Source organism: Paenibacillus sp. FSL M7-0896 (assembly GCF_037975415.1).
Lineage (GTDB): Bacteria > Bacillota > Bacilli > Paenibacillales > Paenibacillaceae > Paenibacillus_AQ > Paenibacillus_AQ silagei.
The window spans coordinates 5,749,848-5,769,050 of sequence record NZ_CP150250.1; the positions used below are offsets into that span (position 1 = coordinate 5,749,848).

The 19,203-nt window shown below is 37.0% G+C and carries 17 protein-coding genes and 1 pseudogene; 1 reads left to right on the forward strand and 17 read right to left on the reverse strand.

Features of this window, described 5'->3' with window-relative positions; all coding sequences use genetic code 11:
- Nucleotides 1-251: 251 nt before the first annotated feature.
- The 4 genes from MKY12_RS24730 to MKY12_RS24745 form a co-directional block, all read right to left on the reverse strand.
- Entirely contained in the window at nucleotides 252-2,036 is a 1,785-nt protein-coding gene (locus MKY12_RS24730) for an aminopeptidase P family protein (RefSeq protein WP_339250612.1), read from the reverse strand.
- A 77-nt stretch (nucleotides 2,037-2,113) separates the two neighbouring features.
- Nucleotides 2,114-2,242 (reverse strand): hypothetical protein, encoded by a 129-nt coding sequence (locus MKY12_RS24735; protein ID WP_339311330.1) that lies wholly within the window; start codon nucleotides 2,240-2,242, stop codon nucleotides 2,114-2,116.
- Nucleotides 2,243-2,431: 189 nt separating this feature from the next.
- Nucleotides 2,432-3,793, reverse strand: coding sequence for a helix-turn-helix transcriptional regulator (locus MKY12_RS24740; RefSeq protein WP_339250614.1), 1,362 nt, complete (start codon nucleotides 3,791-3,793; stop codon nucleotides 2,432-2,434).
- A gap of 165 nt (nucleotides 3,794-3,958) precedes the next feature.
- The gene (locus MKY12_RS24745; protein ID WP_339250616.1) at nucleotides 3,959-4,885 is read right to left on the reverse strand and encodes a YafY family protein; all 927 of its coding nucleotides are present in this window, start codon (nucleotides 4,883-4,885) and stop codon (nucleotides 3,959-3,961) included.
- A gap of 174 nt (nucleotides 4,886-5,059) precedes the next feature.
- On the opposite strand from MKY12_RS24745, the gene MKY12_RS24750 reads away from it, so the two are divergent.
- Complete coding sequence (locus tag MKY12_RS24750; protein WP_339250618.1) at nucleotides 5,060-5,755, forward strand: nuclear transport factor 2 family protein; 696 nt, start codon at nucleotides 5,060-5,062, stop codon at nucleotides 5,753-5,755.
- 252 nt (nucleotides 5,756-6,007) lie between these two features.
- Here the strand turns inward: MKY12_RS24750 and MKY12_RS24755 are convergent, their stop codons facing one another.
- The 13 genes and pseudogenes from MKY12_RS24755 to MKY12_RS24815 all read right to left on the reverse strand — a co-directional run bounded on the left by MKY12_RS24755 (nucleotide 6,008) and on the right by MKY12_RS24815 (nucleotide 19,173).
- Complete coding sequence (locus MKY12_RS24755; protein WP_339311331.1) at nucleotides 6,008-6,580, reverse strand: YdcF family protein; 573 nt, start codon at nucleotides 6,578-6,580, stop codon at nucleotides 6,008-6,010.
- An 81-nt stretch (nucleotides 6,581-6,661) separates the two neighbouring features.
- Nucleotides 6,662-6,838, reverse strand: a pseudogene (locus MKY12_RS24760) (dTDP-glucose 4,6-dehydratase); the annotation flags it as partial.
- Nucleotides 6,839-6,949: 111 nt separating this feature from the next.
- Entirely contained in the window at nucleotides 6,950-8,461 is a 1,512-nt protein-coding gene (locus MKY12_RS24765) for a hypothetical protein (protein ID WP_339250622.1), read from the reverse strand.
- A gap of 11 nt (nucleotides 8,462-8,472) precedes the next feature.
- Nucleotides 8,473-9,747: a hypothetical protein gene (locus MKY12_RS24770; protein ID WP_339250624.1), complete on the reverse strand. Its 1,275-nt coding sequence runs from the start codon at nucleotides 9,745-9,747 to the stop codon at nucleotides 8,473-8,475.
- Between the two features lie 24 nt (nucleotides 9,748-9,771).
- Nucleotides 9,772-11,220 (reverse strand): O-antigen polysaccharide polymerase Wzy family protein, encoded by a 1,449-nt coding sequence (locus tag MKY12_RS24775; RefSeq protein WP_339250626.1) that lies wholly within the window; start codon nucleotides 11,218-11,220, stop codon nucleotides 9,772-9,774.
- A 57-nt stretch (nucleotides 11,221-11,277) separates the two neighbouring features.
- A complete protein-coding gene (locus tag MKY12_RS24780) occupies nucleotides 11,278-12,381 on the reverse strand; it encodes a glycosyltransferase family 1 protein (RefSeq protein WP_339250628.1) in 1,104 nt (367 codons plus the stop codon).
- A 19-nt stretch (nucleotides 12,382-12,400) separates the two neighbouring features.
- Nucleotides 12,401-13,393 (reverse strand): hypothetical protein, encoded by a 993-nt coding sequence (locus MKY12_RS24785; protein WP_339250630.1) that lies wholly within the window; start codon nucleotides 13,391-13,393, stop codon nucleotides 12,401-12,403.
- Nucleotides 13,394-13,403: 10 nt separating this feature from the next.
- Nucleotides 13,404-14,528, reverse strand: a complete 1,125-nt coding sequence (gene wecB / locus MKY12_RS24790; protein WP_339250632.1) for a UDP-N-acetylglucosamine 2-epimerase (non-hydrolyzing) — start codon at nucleotides 14,526-14,528, stop codon at nucleotides 13,404-13,406.
- Nucleotides 14,529-14,545: 17 nt separating this feature from the next.
- Nucleotides 14,546-15,400 carry an SDR family oxidoreductase gene (locus MKY12_RS24795; protein WP_339250633.1) on the reverse strand — a complete coding sequence of 285 codons (855 nt, stop codon included), beginning with the start codon at nucleotides 15,398-15,400 and terminating at the stop codon, nucleotides 14,546-14,548.
- Nucleotides 15,400-16,425, reverse strand: coding sequence for a nucleoside-diphosphate sugar epimerase/dehydratase (locus MKY12_RS24800; RefSeq protein WP_339250634.1), 1,026 nt, complete (start codon nucleotides 16,423-16,425; stop codon nucleotides 15,400-15,402). The genes MKY12_RS24795 and MKY12_RS24800 overlap by 1 nt, the downstream gene beginning before the upstream one ends.
- Before the next feature lie 25 nt (nucleotides 16,426-16,450).
- A complete protein-coding gene (locus MKY12_RS24805) occupies nucleotides 16,451-17,662 on the reverse strand; it encodes a glycosyltransferase family 4 protein (protein ID WP_339311332.1) in 1,212 nt (403 codons plus the stop codon).
- A 2-nt stretch (nucleotides 17,663-17,664) separates the two neighbouring features.
- On the reverse strand, nucleotides 17,665-18,543 hold the full coding sequence (locus tag MKY12_RS24810; protein WP_339250636.1) for an NAD-dependent epimerase/dehydratase family protein: 879 nt from the start codon (nucleotides 18,541-18,543) through the stop codon (nucleotides 17,665-17,667).
- Nucleotides 18,544-19,173 (reverse strand): sugar transferase, encoded by a 630-nt coding sequence (locus MKY12_RS24815; RefSeq protein ID WP_339250637.1) that lies wholly within the window; start codon nucleotides 19,171-19,173, stop codon nucleotides 18,544-18,546.
- Between the last annotated feature and the right edge of the window lie 30 nt (nucleotides 19,174-19,203).

Here is a 19,203-nt window from a genome sequence, read left to right on the forward strand (position 1 = left end):
CTTCTCCCCAGTTCAATCCATACACTTTAACTTATAGTTAGATTATTACTCCCTCCCCAGTTAATCCTATTCAGAAGACTCACAACAAGGATGTTACATTTTTTTCGCGAAAATGTCTATTACTTCCTTAACAGGGTCCCGGAAAGTTAACTTTACGCCGGGTTTTTGTCATATTTTGTCTGAAACAAATTCCAAAAACATATAAAAAAGACGAAGACCCCAAGGTCTCCGCCGTTCAATTCTGCTATTCCTCACAACACCAAATCCCCCGTCTCCCGCTTCAGCCACGCCCGATGCTCCTCATCCAGCAGCGGAGCCAGCTTATCGTACACCTCAGCATGATAATGGTTCACCCAATCCAGCTCCTCGCTGTTTAGCATAGACGGCTCAATCGCCCGGAGGTCTATCGGTAAATAACAGAGGTCTTCAAATTTCAGGAATCTTCCGAACTCCGTAGTCACATCCTCCGTAATCAGCAGCGTGTTCTCCGTACGGATCCCATGACGGCCTTCCTTATAGACTCCCGGCTCTACCGTAATAATCATCCCAGGCTCCAGGCGGACCTCATTCGGCTTGAAGCTGAACCGCTGCGGCTCTTCATGCACATTGGAGTAATAGCCCACACCATGTCCGGTTCCACACTTATAATCCAGGCCATTATCCCACATCGGCTTACGGGCAAGAATATCGAGCGTAGATCCGGTGGAGCCATAGAGGAACTTGGCCGTAGAGAGCGCAATCACAGACTTCAGCACTAGTGTAAAATCTCTCTTCTCCTCATCCGTCAGCGCGCCAAGCACCAGCGTGCGGGTAATGTCAGTCGTCCCGTTCAAGAAGTGTGAACCCGAGTCGAGCAGATACAATCCCTTAGCTTCCAACAGCACCGGATGGTCGGCGGACGGCGAGTAGTGCATCATCGCAGCATTCGCGCCGTAGGCAGAGATACTGGAAAAGCTCAGCTCAGCGAATAACGGCTGCTGCCGGCGCAGCTCCAGCCCCTTCTGGTCTGCTTCCACCTCTGTCACCGGACGCACGGGGACGGTCTCCTGCAGCCATTTGAACAATCCTACAAGGGCAACGGCATCCTTCAAATAGACATCACGGATATTACGGATCTCCACCTCGTTCTTAATCGATTTAAGGGCCACCACAAGACCCGGCGCTTCCATAATAAAAGCGGATTCCGGGATGGCAGCCGCCAGGCTATATCCGGTTTTATTCGGATCGTACAGCACCGAAGCCGCTTCCGGGAGCGCCTGCAGGAACGGAAGGATGTCCTCATACTCCTTGATCTCCACTCCATCCCTGGCCAGCGTATCCTTATCTTCCGGGGTGGCCTTATGTCCTCCGGCGAACAATATTGCGTTATGTACCCCTACTATGGCAAAAGCAGTCACATACGGATTGAACGGGATATCCCGTCCCCGGATGTTGAACAGCCAGCACAGATCATCCAGCGCGGACAGCACATAATAATCAGCGTCCTTACGCTTCATCGCCTGCCGGACCTGCTCCAGCTTATCTACCCGGCTGAGGCCCGCATACTGTTCATCATGCAGCATTAGCGGCTCGGCCGGAATGGCCGGTCTGTCCGTCCAGATCGCCCCTACCGGGTCGACGTCTGTAATCGCCTGAATCCCTTTCTCCGCGAGCTTGCCCTGCAAGCCCTTCATAGCGGATACGGACAGCGTTCTGCCATCTACCGCCATACGTGCGCCTTGCGGCAATTGCTCTGCCAGCCATTCATCCCATTGCGGGACGCCCGGTTCAGCCATACGGAACAGACGGATGCCCGAGCCTTCCAGCTCCCGCTCCGCCTGAATGTAGTACCTGCCATCCGTCCACAAGCCAGCATCCGTTAGCGTGATCACAGCCGTTCCGGCGGAACCGGTGAAGCCGGTAATCCAGCGGCGGCTTTTCCAGTGCTCCCCCTCATACTCACTGATGTGCGCATCCCCGCTTAATACCACACAAGCCTCTATCCCGCGCTCCGCCATCCACTCTCTTAACTTATGTACTTTCTCCTTAGGCAACATATCCGCCACTCCTTCTCTCTATCTAGTCTACTGAATTATCATACACCTGCATTTCCTATAAAAAAAGATGAAGACCCTCAGGTCTCCATCGTCTCATTATCCTCTTTCCGTACCAGCTTCCGCCGCTGCTTCCCCTTCTTCACCCACAGCCGGTCCTGGTCATCCCGGTAGAATCTGATCCCGAACAAGCGTAACGGTGTCCACACTTCCCTAAAATAATAATTAGGCATGGTCCATTTCTCCCAGACTATAAATAGATTTGCTCCTAATTATAGACCGGGATACCTGGTTTGTTTGTCGCATTGTGGAAGGAGAGCCTTAAGGTTACCGCCTATTTCCCAAAATCGCCTTATCTGCGGAACCAGCGCATGATCTGCTCTAGCGAACCCATAGACTTATAGGTATGCTCCAATTTGAACTCTGTATTGTTGATTCTCTTCTTCATCTGCTTGATTCCGATGCTGCCCAAACAGATCGACACATTTGATTACATTGCTCTCGTTATTGATTCTAACAGACGATTCTAAACTTTGCAGGACAAATCTAATTCCTTCTTTGCGTTTGTTATGTAAATAGTAGGCTGCTAATTCAGCAAGGAGTTGGGAGTACTGGTTGGTTATGATTTGTTGGTTATGATTAATCCCATACTCTGCAAGATTTGTCCGGTAAGGGAGATAGGCAGCAAACCGCTCCAGAATATTATCAATATTCCAACCATAGCGGTTAGCCGACAAGACAATACTGTATAATGCTGTAAATATCTCATCTGGCCGGTGGGAGATAAATTCAATATATTCAGAGAGAGCCTCGTATTTTCCTGCCATCACCCGATAAAGCAGTCTGTTTGCGAGCCCCCACTCCTGGAATTGAGCCACAGTACGCTTCACTTCTTCATCGTCTTCCCTTATCCAGCTTCCGTCCATATAGAGGGATACCCAATCTAATGCCGCTGAATAGTCTCCTAGTTGCTCACACACATTTGAACGGATAAGCTGTGCGTACAGGATATAGAAGTACAGGGGTTTCTCAGGTTTTCTCTCGTTACTCTCTCTACGGTTTGACTTCCACTGGAGATTATAACGAATAGTTGCTAATTGCAGCATCTTCTTCGCGAGTTCATCCACCTTATGCCATCGATCCAATGAACCATAGACATGACCCAAGTGCTTCAAGCCGTCCAATTGATCCGCTTCATCCAGCCGGTCCAGGTAACCTTCGAAGAGATGCGCCGCCTGTAAATTCCGCGCCTGGTCATTACCAATGGCGATTCGGAATAGACGGTATTGACACACTGCGAGTCTCTCGGAATTCTGATACTTCTCGCTGGCACTCACATTCTTATAGAGTAATTCGGCAGCTTGCCACAGCCCCTCTTGAAATAGGCCTTCAGCCACTTCAAACAGCATGGGGGCATAGACCAGATTCTCCAGCAGATTCTGAACCACCTGTTCAACGCAATCCAGACGGCCAAGCTCAGCGGAGCGCACAAGAAATGGCCTTAGACGCCGCCAGGTGGGTGACGAGAAAAAGAAACATTCATCCACATATAAGCTATAAAAATGATCCTCCGGCAGATCCATCGCCTTGGTGATTCGCTCCAGATGGTTCATAGCAATGGGCTGGTGACCACTGAGTATCCTGCTGAGCGTTCCTGAATTAATTCCGGATTGTCCCGAGAATTGATTAATAGGCATTCCCTTCTGCGACAAATACAACGCTAATTGATCGCGAATCATCGTTCTAGTAGTAGGGACCACGCAAACACCACCTAACTGGAATCCAATATAATTTCTTTTATAGTTGTAATAATATGTCACATTATTCCAATGGTCAATAACGCAGACTGCTGCAGATTAGTCTAATCCGTGAACTACAGGCAACCCATTTGCCATGAGGGCAAAAAAATAGAGACTCTAGTAGTCTCATAAGGTAAGTCCACCCTTTCGATTCAAATTCCCCATCATCACCTCTATCTTGCTCATAACAGCATCCCGTAGACTTTGAGGCTCCATCGCTTCAATAATCGGACCATAAGAGAGAAAGTAATTTGAAAGCCAATCTCCTTCGGGCATCGATGCGATAACAGTAAAAGATCCATCTTCATGTTTTGTTATTTCTTTTTCACTAAAGTCATCATATATTCTATACGCTCCAGCCGAAGAGATTTTTAACCGAATATCAATAAATTTCTGAACTTGATTATCTGTCACTTCAGCCGCAGATTCCACTGATGTCTCTTGCTCAAAAACCTCTTCAGTGATTTCAATATTAGCCATACGGGATATTTTGAATGTTCTGTATGTTCTTTTATCATAGCAATACGCTTTCAAATACCATGCCTTATCCTTAAAAATCAACTTAAGCGGCTCAACCCTGCGCAAGCTTTTCACACCTGAGGTATTAAAATATTCGAATATAATAATATGTTTGCTTATAATTACCATTTTTAGTGCATGGAAATTTTCTTTGTTTCGTTCATCACTTCCCCAGGGTGAGAAGTCCAATTCAATCCAATTAACATCACTCTTTTTGAAAAGGCTGCTTAATCGTAAAAGAATAGTCTCAATTTCCGGATACCGCGCTGCTGATAGATTCTGCAAGGCGAGCAGTATTTCATCCTGTTCTTTTTCAGAAAGTAATGACTTATTGAGTATAAATTTGTCAAGAATGACGATTCCGCCGCCTCTGCCTTGATTCGTATAGATAGGTATGCCAGCGCTGCTTAATGTCTCAATATCGCGATATATTGTTCTAACCGATACTTCAAAACGGTCGGCAAGCTCTTTCCCCGTAGTTTCTTTTTTCTCAAGTAAGTAATAAACAATGCCGAAAAGTCTGCTGATCTGCATTAAAGCACCTCAATTCAAGTACAGTATATCTTTCTAAACACGACACCCGTGTGTCATATTTACATATTTATTAACACAAAACCAGACGGACTGTTGTCAGGTTTTGTCCTTTATATTAAGAAGTGTACAATCAACTGCGGCGTTGTCCGCACATTATAAAGGAGAATGATGATTATGATAAACAAAATTCAATTACCCCAACCGGTTGAGGAACATTTTCATGCGACAAATACAGATGATCCCGCGGCCTTCCTTTCGATCTTTGCCGAGGATGCCGTTGTTTTTGACGCCGGCAAAGAATATCACGGGAAAACCGCTATCAAAGAGTGGAGCGACCACGATTATTTCGAAGTAGGCTTAAGACTAGAAATCATAAATGTCGTTCAGAATGCCAAGCAGATCGTTGTTACCGCAAAATCAGACGGAAATTACGACAAAACCGGACTACCGGACCCCCTCTATCTTGATTTTCATTTTACTGTGGAAGGGGATAAAATTACACGCCTGCACAATGTTCTTTCCTCTAACAGTAGGGCAATTCCTTTGCCGCAGCCTATTGCAGCCTATTATCATGCCTCAGATATCTTTGACGGTGACCTTCTCGCTAACTGCTTTGCAGAGGATGCCATATTAGTTGACAATGGAGAAGAATTTCATGGTCCCGAAGTTATCAGCAAGTTCATTGTGAAGGCAAACAGAGACGCTGCGGGTAGGACTGAAATCACCAATTGTGCGGAGAAAAATGACGAAACGGTTGTCACCGCCACCATTTCAGGTAATTTCAAAGGCAGTCCAATTCCACTGGATTTCCGCTTCACGCTTAATAACGGGAAAATCAAAGCCTTGAATATCGTAGTGTCAGGTGTATAAAGATGATGGTGGAGAATTTAATTAAGGTAAATCAAGATAAAGAGCAGGTTATCGAAAAGATAACCTGCTGCATATGAACGTCGTCTATGTCTTCTTTGTTAGAATCCTGTTATTATATCCGGCAAATTCCGGACAGGCAATCCCGCCAGCTTCGCGGCGTTATGATTCAGCAGAAACATCTAGTAGACTCATAAGGTCTCTGTCGTCCTGGTATCACAATTGCAAAGCTGCTGCCCCTACTGTTCCCCTGCTTCACCCACTGCGGAACCAGCGCTTGATCTGCTCCAGCGAACCCTTCGCTTCCGGGCCATTATAGCCGAAGGCATTGCCAATCATCTTAATATATTCGTTAAAAGTCGTCTCCCGGCTATACCGGTCACTCCACCACGCCTTCGCGTTATAGCCCGAGTCCGCCCCGATATAAGTCAGCTCAATCCCCGACTTCTTATACACATGATCGAAAATAAACTTCACCCGCCGCATATGGAAGTCAGAAGAGACCACAATGGCAGACTTGAACCCGTGCTGCTTCATGATCGGGAGCGTAAGCTGGGCGTTCTGGTAGGTGCTCTCGGCAGCATCTTCCGTCAGAATAGCGGATTCCGGGATGCCCAAGGAAAGGGCTGTTTCACGCATGTCACCTGCGGGGCCGGTGATCTCTTTAGCGTTAGACAGCAGGAGCTGCGGCGCGTAGCCTTTTTGATACAACTTAACCCCTTGCTCCACCCGTCCTCCGCCACCGCTAAGGATGATGATGACGTCTGCTTGCTTTGGAGTCTCCGATACGGGAAGGAAACGCCCGGCGCACAGGAGCAGCAAGACCATTAGCAGAAGGGGCAAGTACAGAAAGGGAATTCTTTTTCTGCGCTTGCCCATCTTAGTTCTATTTAGGTTACGGCTCATAAGCTAATTCCGGTACTCGCCGCTAAGAATCTGTTCCCACCACTGTGCATTCTCCGTATACCACTGAATGGTCTGGGCAATTCCGGTCTCGAACGTATACGTAGGCTTCCAGCCCAATCTCTCCAGCTTAGCCGGATCAATCGCATAACGTTTATCATGACCCAGCCGGTCGGCAACGAATTAAACCCACATTTTGTTAAATAGTGAATAGTAATCCAAACCCCTTCTGATAAGCAACCTTATAATTAATCTTTCTAGAATTCATTCCATTCAACATAGTTTTTGCTTATATCAAAGAACTATATCTTTCATTCTTGTAAGAATAGGTTTCATTAATTTTTTATTAAATAAAAAATTAGTAAGAATCAAAAGAAAGAAATTTATTATTATTAATAATAATCCTTTAATCATAAATGCAAAATAATGGTCAATATTTAGTGTGAAATTCAACTCAAGAGAAATTAAAATTATACCTACAATTATATTTGGATATAGTATCTTCCAATAGGTTTTTAGGCCTTTTTTAAAAAAGACGCAATGAGTATAATATATTTCTGCAATTGCTAAAAATAATGCCGTTAACAAAACCCCAAATAAAACCCCATATATCCCAAAAATAATTGAACCTACGATTGTAACGGTTAACAATATACCACACGCAATAATTTGAAATATTTTGCTTATTTTAAAATTTCCAGACATATTAATTATATGCCCACTCGGAATATGTAATATTTCTAAAAATGTAATTATTATCAAAAGAAGAGAAATGTAATAATCAGTATAATTTATATCATTTATACCTTTAGTGTAAATATTTACAAAAGGAGTTATCAAAGTAGATGTAGAGATCAAAAATAAAATTAAAATCAAAAGGGATATTAGTTCATATTGCAAATATATACTGTATGTCTTTTGACTCTTATCTTCACTTATAGTTTGCCCCATACTTAAACGAGGGGCATTTGTTATTGCATACAACATACTTTTAACTAGTAAAAAAACACTATTGTAAACAGCATAGACACTTGCAGCTGCAGTCCCTGAAGCAGAAAATATGGATATAAATATAATAGGCAATGTACTATAAAATGCTCCAGTTATTTTCTGTATAAATACATCCTTAGTCCCTCTAATAGATAAATAATCTGGCTTGACACTTTTGTCAAGAAAACTATATTTCCTCTTACAATATACTATAATAATTACGCTATTAAGTATTGAGCAGATCATAACTACTAATCTAACTCCCCACATAACATTAAAATCACAATAAATCAGGAACATATTAATGAGGTGACCTAAAGTGATTGTTAAAATAGCTATTGAAGAGATAATGTACTCCTTCTGCTCTGCTTGTATTAAAATACGATATTTCATAGTGAAATAAAGATTAATAGCTGCTGGGACAAATGTCATTAATAATACCAAGACTACAATTATATTGTCTAAAGATGTTCTTACTATGTAACTATATATTATAGTAACAACTACTCCAAGGATAAGAAAAATAACACCAATTTTCTTAAATATGTTACCTGTTGCTATTATTATGCTACTAATTGCTTTAAATTCACGATTTCTATATGGTTTTAACAATGCTACATTAGTAGCTAAAGTAATCCCTCCCTCAATTATAAGCATCATATTTATTATTTGTGTTGCTACTGAGTTTAAACCATTAAACTCTGAACCAAATCTTGATAAGACAAGTCTTGTCACTACCAAGCCTAATACTCCATTAACCAAAGATAATACTAATGCACTGATAGCATTAAATACACTAATTTTACTTTTACCCATAAATTCCATCCTCAATTTAAAGAGCTTATCTGTTCAAGAAAACTCCCTACAATATAATCGCTATCCATTTCAGGCATACATTTTATTACTTCCTCAAATGTAATTTTTTTCCCTTTATTTTCAACAATAAATTTTCTGCAATTTTCTATTTCTTTTTCAATATCCAAACTTTTTTCATTTACTATAAAAAGCAATGGATATTTTTTCAGATACTTAATTGAAGGATCGTTTTGGATTTTACTGAAGTGAATTATTGGTTTTCCCATAGACATATATTCAAATATTTTACCTGGTGTTTGAAAAACTACTGTGTTGCCTATATTCACCAATATGTCTGAATCTAACATAGTAGCATGTGCAATTTCTTTGTTTTGGCCTGAATAAAAATTTAAAGAAGACATTTTTTTTATTTCTTTTTTCAAAAACCTTACTCTAGAATTCGACATAATTGTAACATTAACAATATCATTTAATTCTTGTAAAAAACTCATCATAAATACTGGGTTCCGTATTGTTTTTAACAATGCTCCTCCGTAAACTGCATCATATTTCCCTTCCTGCTTTTTAAGTAGAGATTTTTCACTTTCAAAAGAAATTTCATTCATATTTGGAAAATTAAACTCATGAAATTTCTCAGAAAATTTATTCAGTGGTGTATCTTTATAAAATTCAAATAGTTCGGGCGTCAGGAACACTTTATCACATTGCTTAAACAACTCACTTTCTTGCAAGACTCTTTTCTTTCTATTAAATCTCCCGTACTCATCATCATTGTATGCAAATGGATCGAATTCGAAGATAGCCCATTTAGAAGTTTTAAATTCCTTTTTTAACCCATAGGCTATCCTATGAGTAATAATTGGATGAGATATTGACAAAATAAAATTGTATTTTTGGGTTTCATTTAAATTAATACAAGTATTCATAACCTCCTTAATATCCCAACCTGCATATCTTTGTTCACCATATAAGTCCCTATAGTTGATACTGAAGAATACCTTAGAAATAAAGGATAAAGAATTATTAATAATTTTTAAATATTTATTTGTTTTATTTTTCAACAACTTACTAAATGCAACTGTATTCATAGTCTTATAATCATCAACCCTGATAATATTAAGCCCATTATAAGATTCTTGAGTTGGTAAACTAATGTCATGTCTTCTTGTGACAACATCAACTTCGTAACCTTCATTCAGCAAACCATATAAAAAAGGTTCTACACAATTTGTATTTGAAGAAGGATATGGATAAAATTCCGCTAGAATTACTAAAACACTTTTCATAACTCCTCCAGTAAAAAGATTAATTTATATTTTCTTCCAACTCATTTTAGCTTTTGCAAAAAGATAACAAACAAAAACACAAATCCAAAAGTATGGACTAAAAATTGGAGCTATCATATAGATAGCATCTGATCTCGGTGTATAAAATAGTTGTAACAGTGCATATATAACCAAAGTTGTTAAAACCCACTTATTTTCGTTATATAATCCAAACCAATCCACCATTTTGACCATACCTGCACCTAGAATCAAATTATAAAAGATCAATCCAATCCAACCAATATCATGTATAACTTCTAGTATATGAACAACTCCTACACCGGCGCCTTGCAGATAATTATTTCCCATAAGGACAAATGAAAGATGCGCCTTCATATCATGCCCTAATGCTAATGCATCCAAAGATTGATTATTAATAGAAACTGTATCAAATAAAAGTCTACCAATTAAACTATTATGAATGACGTTGTCATATATGGGACCGAACATATATCCAGGGAATTTGTTTTCAGGCAATAAGTTCATAACATCAAAACCCTGAACCAACACATCGAAAGAAATCCCTTGTTGATACAAAAAATTAGTAATTAAGTTTCCTTCAAATAATTCGACTGCACGTCCAGTCCTCCAGTAATTATACCCATATAAGAATGCCATTAATAAAGGGATACTTATTACAATAACTAATTTTTCAATCTTCCCAATCCATCTTTTCGATTCTTTAAATTTATAAACATCGCGTAAGAAAAAATAAGAAAATATGAACGCAAAGGCAAGCATTGTTGGTGATCTCATACCAACAAATAATTGGGGTAATGTAGAAATTAAAAATAAAGAAAGTGGGAGTAATGCTTTGTTTTTATTAGGCATAGTTGCTAAAAAAATACAAAGAGATGGTTTCATTAGTTGAATTAGGCCCTTAACAATAAAATTCTGTGAAGTCTGGTAACTAATATAATATTGAGTATACGTATGAGACTGCATGAAAATTATTTTTTCCCATCCCTCAATAAAAGAGGCCAGAACCGCAATATAAAATATTATCATTGATATATTCTGTAAATTTTTCATAAATGGATGTTCTAACTCTATAGGTTGCAAATCTTTAACCATCGAATAATCATTAGTTTTAATTAAGATAATTTTATCAAGACAAAAAGCTCCAATATACATAAAAAATAATGATAAATATAAACTAATTAGAGCACTTAAAGTAGCATGTTCACTCCCAACCTGCCACCACTCGCCCCCTCTCATCATTGATACAAAAGGTCTACTTATTAAAAAAACAAACATACAAATATTAAAAATAAAAAACAAGATATATCTTACATTTGTTAAGCCAAAAAAAAGATTTCCCACTAAAAGGAGTAGTATGCTTAATAAAAGCAAATCATAATCAATGAGTAGTAACCCCAAAAGAAATATATTAATCGAAATTAATGCGGAAATAATATGTATTACTTTTTTCATAATATCCACCTAATAGTATTTATTTCTTTGAATTAAAAATAGAAGCTTCCAATAAATCTAACTTAACTTAAAATAATAATCTTCTAAAAATTGCGCGCTTTCTTTAATACTAAATTGTTTTTCAACAATATCCTCCCATGCATTTTGTCTATTTTTATTATTATCAAGTAACTTCAAAACATTATGAGCCCAGTCAGAAGGAGACAACTGTAAATCGAATTGTTCTATTCTTTGAGATAATATTGCCTCTTCTACAATTTCGTTAGATACTATACATTCTAATCCAGCGCATTGAGCTTCAACCAAAACAATACCTAACCCCTCATAAAGCGAAGGGAAAATAAAGCCATCCATTGCTTGCATATAATTGTTTACATTATCTTGACTACCTAAAAAAAGAACTTTATCTGATATATCAAGTTTATCAACTTTGTTTCTACAAAAATCAAACAGTTCACCTTCACCAATTAACAAAAGAACTGAATTTTTTTTTATTTTTGTAATTTCATAAAAAACATCAATAACAAATGAGTGGTTTTTTTGTTCATTGAACCTCCCAACATGCCCTAATACAAGTTTTTCTGATAAATTGTGTTTATCCCTTATTTCCTCACGAATTGTTTTGTTAAATTTAAATTTTTCAATATCAATTCCATTTTTAACAACTACAACTTTACCCATTAAATCATCACCAAACATTACTGATCCAGCCTTTTTTGAACAGGCAAAAAAAGCTGTAGCGTATCTTTTCAAAAAGAACTTTGAGGATCTTTGAAGCAATCTTTTTATAAATGAATTTGAGAATGAATTGGTATTATGACTATGAATTATTCTATGTCTTACACAAAAATACTTAGCTATGACAAGTGCTAAAAAATCAAATGCAACACTTGTGTGCACATGAACTATGTCATACTTTTTCAATCTAAATAATTTAGTCATAAAAGCAAGTTTTTTTACCATTTGCCTTTGTCTAAAAGGCATATCAATCACATTACACCCCAGTAATTCTAAATAGCTTTTTGCTTTTTTATTTTTTATTCCTTGAGTTACAATATCAACCTGAACCTTATTTTTATCTATATTCTCAATCCAGGAAATCACCATTTTTTCTATCCCACCAGTCCCTAAAGATGGAATAAAATATACTACTTTTTTCATATTTCCTCCTGATGTAATTCTATAGTTCATAAGCAGATTTTTTTGGAAGGATAGTATTAAAGCTAGCTTTCACCAAATCCCTAGAGGTTATAAATGTTTCTTCGTCCATATCGACATCATTTAGACATAACATGGAACCTTGTTGTTTAGAAATAAATTCACAAGCTGCTTTTATATCATAAGCAGCGATAGACTTCCCGATATTATATTTTCTTGGATAAAACTGTCCGCTTGCATTTTGCCATCCCTTTATGAGCCATTGATTGACATCTAACATATGTCTAAATTTATTTTTACATGTTTCATGGAGTACTTCAAACTCCTTGTTCCAAAGTATACTAAAAACTTCTTTTGAAAACGAAGTTGGCAAATGTTGCTGTAATAGTCCTGGAAATCTAGGACATGGTAGGAGATAAAAATTCCGAAGTACATTTAAACCATATTTAAAATTAAACCATTTTGTAGGACTCTTTTTTAAAACTTCTTTCATTTTAAAATGTTTATTAATTATCCCAATATTCCTAAAGGGTGTCATTATAAACATTTCCTCTATATTGTAGCAATGAACATTCATTATTGCTGAATCACATGGAAGATTATTTTTAAAAAACACATTTTCGTTTACATCTTTAATTAAAAACATATCATCATTAAAATATACAAAATTGTTAGATAGACCATCAATCCTATGAAGGTTAAGTTCAATTGGATTGGCACTAAATGTTGGAAGATACTCTTTTGGAATAAAATCCTCATGCTTTACAATTTTAAGCTTGGGATGTTTAATATTTAACCATGAGGGCAGATGCCCCCATGTAACAAAATAAATATTATTCACCCATGGAGCAAATTTTTCAACTCCCCTAAACCAATATTGCAAATTATCCCAATCTCTATATCTATGTACATTAGTATCATTAGTAAAATCAGATTTGTAATTTGATCTAACTTCTCTCCACTTATCATCATTTCCATCTACCCAAATAATCACAAAATCTATTTTATCATTCACACTAAATCTCTCACTTTCTCCAAACCAACTTATTTATGATGCCTGTATAACTTTGAATTAACTTAACTATCTTTGTGCTAACATTTTCATCAATATAATCTGGTACAGAAACTCCAAAATCTCCATTATTACTCATAGTAACTGACATATTTACGGCTTGTAGTACTTGTTCGACTGAGATACTCCCAATAACAAAATTCCCCTTATCAAGAGCTTCCGGTCTTTCTGTGCTCGTCCTTACAGATACTGCTGGGAATTGAAAAAATGAAGCTTCCTCAGGAAGTGTACCACTATCAGAAACTACACAAAACGAGTGTTTTTGGAGGTAATTGTAGTCCCAAAAACCAAACGGTTCAAGTGTTCTAACTAATGGATGGAATTTAAATCCTCTTTGATTTATTATGTTTTTGCTCCTTGGATGTGTACTATAAACAACTGGAATTTCATATGTCTTAGCCATTTTATTGATAGCATTCATTAATGCAAAGAAATTTTGTTCATTATCTATATTTTCTTCTCTATGTGCTGAAAGTAAAATATATTTTTTCTTTTCCAATTTCAAAATATCAAGAACATTACTTTTATTAATATTTGCAATATTAGCTGATAAAACTTCTGCCATAGGCGAACCCACTACATAAGTACGTTCCTTTGGTACTCCAGAAGAATTAAGATATCTTCTTGCATGTTCCGAATAACATAGATTAACATCACTTGTAACATCAACAATTCTCCGATTAATTTCTTCAGGAAGATTCTCATCAAAACACCTATTCCCAGCCTCCATATGAAAAATAGGGATTTTGAGTCTTTTAGCTGAAATGACACTTAAACAGGAATTAGTATCTCCCAAAACTAATAGTGCATCTGGAGCCTGATCAACCATTATTTCATAAGATTTTGAGAGAACATTTCCCATAGTTTGGCCTAGATTATCTCCAACAACTCCCAAATAAAAATCAGGCTCTCTTAAGCCTAATTCTTTGAAAAAAATCTCATTAAGAGTAAAATCATAATTTTGACCTGTATGTACTAATATATGTTCAAAGTATTTATCACATTTCTTTATGATTTCAGAAAGTTTAATGATTTCAGGTCGTGTACCCACAATTGTCATTAATTTTAATTTTTTCATTTTGTGTCTCCTTCTTTTCAGAAATAATGTGCATATAAATCTTTATGGTCTTCAATCCATACTTTCATCTCAGAAACCATTTGTTCGTAACTGGGGACCACAAATGAAAAATCGTTTCTATTATTGATAAGAGATTTATCAACTGAAATTGCATCGCTTTGCAAAATAGTTAATCTATCATTTTTGAAATATTGGTTGAACAGTTTAAGTAATTCAAATTTATTAATGTTGCAATTATTAACTAAATTATATATACCAGTTAAATTTTCTTCGAGAGCTCTCTCCATTGCTTTAGCTAAAGTTAACGTTGTTACTCCAGTCCATATGGCTTTAGTAAACCCATTAACTTCTCCCTCTTGCTTCATAAACCAATTAAATAGACCAATTCCATTCATATTTCGATCTGGTCCAATTATTGAATTTCTAAAAGTTAGATCCTTATTATTCTCAAGCTCACCTAATGCCTTTGATCTATCGTAGAAAGTTTCACCGTCTCTAAAAGAATTTTCTATATACCCACCCTTTTTTCCGGAAAACACACAATCAGTACTCATTTGAATAACTTTAGTGCTCATATTTTTTGTTGCATTCACCAAATAATGCGGCAAATAACTATTTATAAGAACTGCCAAATCTTTGTTGTCTTCGGCATCTTTATTTAAGATACCAATAGCATTTATAATTGCATCGTAGTTCCCTTCCTCTACTACCCTATTGAGATAACTAAAATCAGTTATATCACCATTAATATTTTCATCACAATATCCAATTTCATTTCTACTAAAACCAGTTACCACATGCCCTTTTTCTTTGAAAAAGAGCGAAATTGTATGTCCTGCCATACCGGCTGCTCCAAGAACAAGTACTTTCATTAGAATTTCCCTTTCCAAGTTCTTAATTCATTTTGAATATATTCAAGTTCCATTAATTTATTTTTGATCTCAGTAACTCCAAGCCTTTCAGTGTTATGTGAGTTGTAATCCTCAACTTGATGAATTTGCTTATTCCCTTCAACAAAATACTTATCATAATTAAGATCCCTTTTGTCCGCGGGAACTCTATAAAATCCTCCAAGATCTTCTGCCACTACATGCTCTTCCTTAGTAAGAAGAGTTTCGTATAATTTTTCTCCATGACGTGTGCCTATAATCTTTATTTCATTATTCACATTAAACAATTCAACTAGTGCTTGTGCTAGATCTCTAATAGTTGAAGCCGGAGATTTTTGCACCATTATGTCCCCTGTTTCTGCGTTCTGAAAAGCAAATACAACGAGTTCAACAGCTTCCTCTAGACTCATGAGGAATCTAGTCATATTAGGATCAGTAATAGTTAACGGTTCACCACTCTTAATTTGATCGACAAAAAGTGGAATCACTGAACCTCTAGACGCCATTACATTACCATAACGCGTTCCACAGATTAATGTTTTATCAGGGCTAACAGTATTAGATTTAGCCACAAACACTTTCTCCATCATTGCTTTTGAAATCCCCATTGCATTTATTGGGTAGGCTGCTTTATCAGTTGATAAACATATGACTTTCCTTACCCCCATCTCAATGGCACCAGTTATAACATTATCTGTTCCAATTACATTAGTTTTCACAGCTTCTAGCGGAAAAAATTCACACGATGGTACTTGCTTTAGAGCTGCTGCATGAAATACATAATCTACATCATGCATAGCATTTTTAACGCTCGCTAAATCTCGAACATCACCAATATAAAACTTCAACTTTTCATTTCTATATAGTTTCCGCATATCATCCTGTTTTTTTTCATCTCGTGAAAATATTCTAATTTCTTGAACATTTGTATCTAAAAATCTTCTCATAACTGCATTTCCGAATGATCCAGTACCACCAGTTATTAATAAAGTTTTATCCGTAAACATTCACATTATCTCCAATCAACTTTAATTAGTTTAACCAAAAATCCATTCGATTCAAAAGCTTTTCTTTGTTAAAGTGAGTATGATAATATCGTAGAGCATTTTGAGCCATATCCTCACGATCACCCTTTGTAGACGATACCATCCTTAATATGTTTTCAGCTAAACCACCAGCGTCTCCAGCATTGCTACAAAAACCTGCCTCGGCTTCACTTATAACTTTTTGAATTTCTCCATCTGCAGAAACTAATATCGGAATTCCACAAGCGAGACAAGATTGAGTTTTAGCGGGCAACGTTATAGAGAATACTTTACTTCTGGAAAGACATATCAAAGTGGCATCACAAACGGACATAAAATCAGGTATAAGTAAACTAGGTTGTTTGTCAATAAAATTGAACATATTATCGACACCATACTCTTTTACCAAATTAATTAAAGTTTCTTTGTATCGTCCTTCACCCACAATATTAAATCTAACTTTTGCACCTACCTCTTTAAGTTTTAGAGCAGTATCAGCCAATACATCTAACCCCTGAGCAACACCAATATTCCCAGCAAAGATTATATTAAATTTTCCATCCTGTGGTATTTCACTTACATGAACATTTCCATTATTTATTGGGACATAAAAATCCTCAGCGTACTGAGGCCAAAATTCTATTTTATTATTTTCTATACCTCGTTCGGATATAGCCTCTATAAAACTTTCAGAAGAGGTGAAAATTCTATTGCAACGTTTATATATATAATCAACCATAATACCTATACTTTTTAGAATACGTTGATTTTTAATCCCAGCCACAATCTCAACATTCTCTGGCCATAAATCTGTAACGTACAAATAACAGGGTATTTTTATTCTTTTCGCATACCAAACACCAGGTAATGCTTGAGTCATTGGCGATACTTCATAAATAAAAACATAATCTGCTTTAATTCTAGTAAAAACACTCCAAAAGAAGCCTGATATAACAAAAGAGAGATAGTTCATCATTAACATAATCGAACTTTTACCACGGGGAATCAGTGGAATCCTCAGAATATTTATACCGTTATATATTTCTTTTCTTTTTTTGAAAATTCCATAACCTTTATAATATTCACCTTGAGGATAATTAGGAATACCAGTAACTACTGTGACTTCATAACCCTTTTTCACCCATTCCGAGCAAATATCATTTATCCTAAATTGTTCTGGAAAGAAGTATTGTGCAATAACTAGAATTTTCTTTTTCAATTTCATGTCTCATTCCTGTTTATAATTTCTGATAACTTGATTGACTCCTTTAAAGTTCTAATTTGATAATTCTCTTTGTAAACACTAATCTTCTGATCATAAATTAGATCTCCAAATATCTTTCGAAATATGCTTATTTTTTTTACTGTTATTTTCATAACCGGATTAAACATCTTTGTGAAATGAATTTTGTTTCCATGGACAAGAGATATTAGCCTAACCATTTCTGTTGTTGAAGAATACTCTTTATTTTGGGGATAAAAGAACCCTTTATCTTCATTATTTATGATAAGTCTCAATAACTCACACAAATTATCAATATGTAGCATACTTCTTTTATTATAGAAATCAGGGAAAACTCGAATTTTTCTTGATATTCGAGCCATTTTCCTATAGTTGCCCTTAGAATCTTTTCCATATATCATTGGGGGCCTTAATATTGCTATTTTAAACTTCTCTTCCTCAAGTCCTCGTATACCCTTTTCAGCTTGTAGTTTACTCCTCCCATAAAAATTACTAGGATTCGCTGGGGTATCACTATCGATAAGTGTAACCCTACCATTATCTTCATACACAATAATACTACTCATAAAAATAAACTGCTTTACCTTCTCTTGCTTTGCCTTTCTAGCAACTTCTATCGTTAAATCACGATTAACTCTATAGTACTCCTGCTCCATACTTGGATCAGTCGACACATGCGCTATACCAGCTACGTGCAGCACAACATCATAAACTGAGAAATCATGCTCTCTCCAGGCTTCACCTCGTACTGACAACTCTTCAACTTCGTATTGCTCGGGCCATTGCTTTACCCAGTTGATGAAGCTTGTACCTACATAACTCCCCTTACCTGTGATAAGAATTCTTTTTTTCTCCATTTATAACGAGGCTCCTTTGGTGTTGGGGGGGGCTTCTGTGCTCACTGCGCCTTCTCTAACCCCATCTGACTTCAGCACACTGAGGATCGTCATACAGAATACTTTAAGATCCAATCCTAGAGAGATTCTCTGTGTGTACTCTCCATCAAGCTTAGCCTTCACTTCATTCGGTAGTTCATCCCGCCCATTAATCTGCGCCCATCCCGTAAGCCCAGGCTTAATCTCATTCGCTCCATACTTATCTCGCTCCGCGATCAGGTCATATTGATTCCACAGCGCAGGGCGCGGGCCTACTATGCTCATGTCGCCTTTGAGAATATTTATAATCTGAGGAAGCTCATCCAAGCTTGTCTTCCTAAGGAATTTGCCCACTTTGGTAATGAAAAAGTCTGGGTCTTGCAACAGATGTGTAGGCATATCGCTTGGTGTATCTGTACGCATGGTTCTGAACTTGAGAATATAAAACTCTTTCTTGTTCCTGCCTAACCGCTTTTGCCGGAATAGAACAGGTCCTTTAGATGTGGACTTGATCACCACGGCAATAATCAAGAAAAAAGGCCATAACAGGAGCATTCCAATTAGAGCCAATATGAAATCTAAAGTTTGTTTGACGATAATATAAGGCTTCATACGCTCACCTTGTCCTTGAGATACTATGGT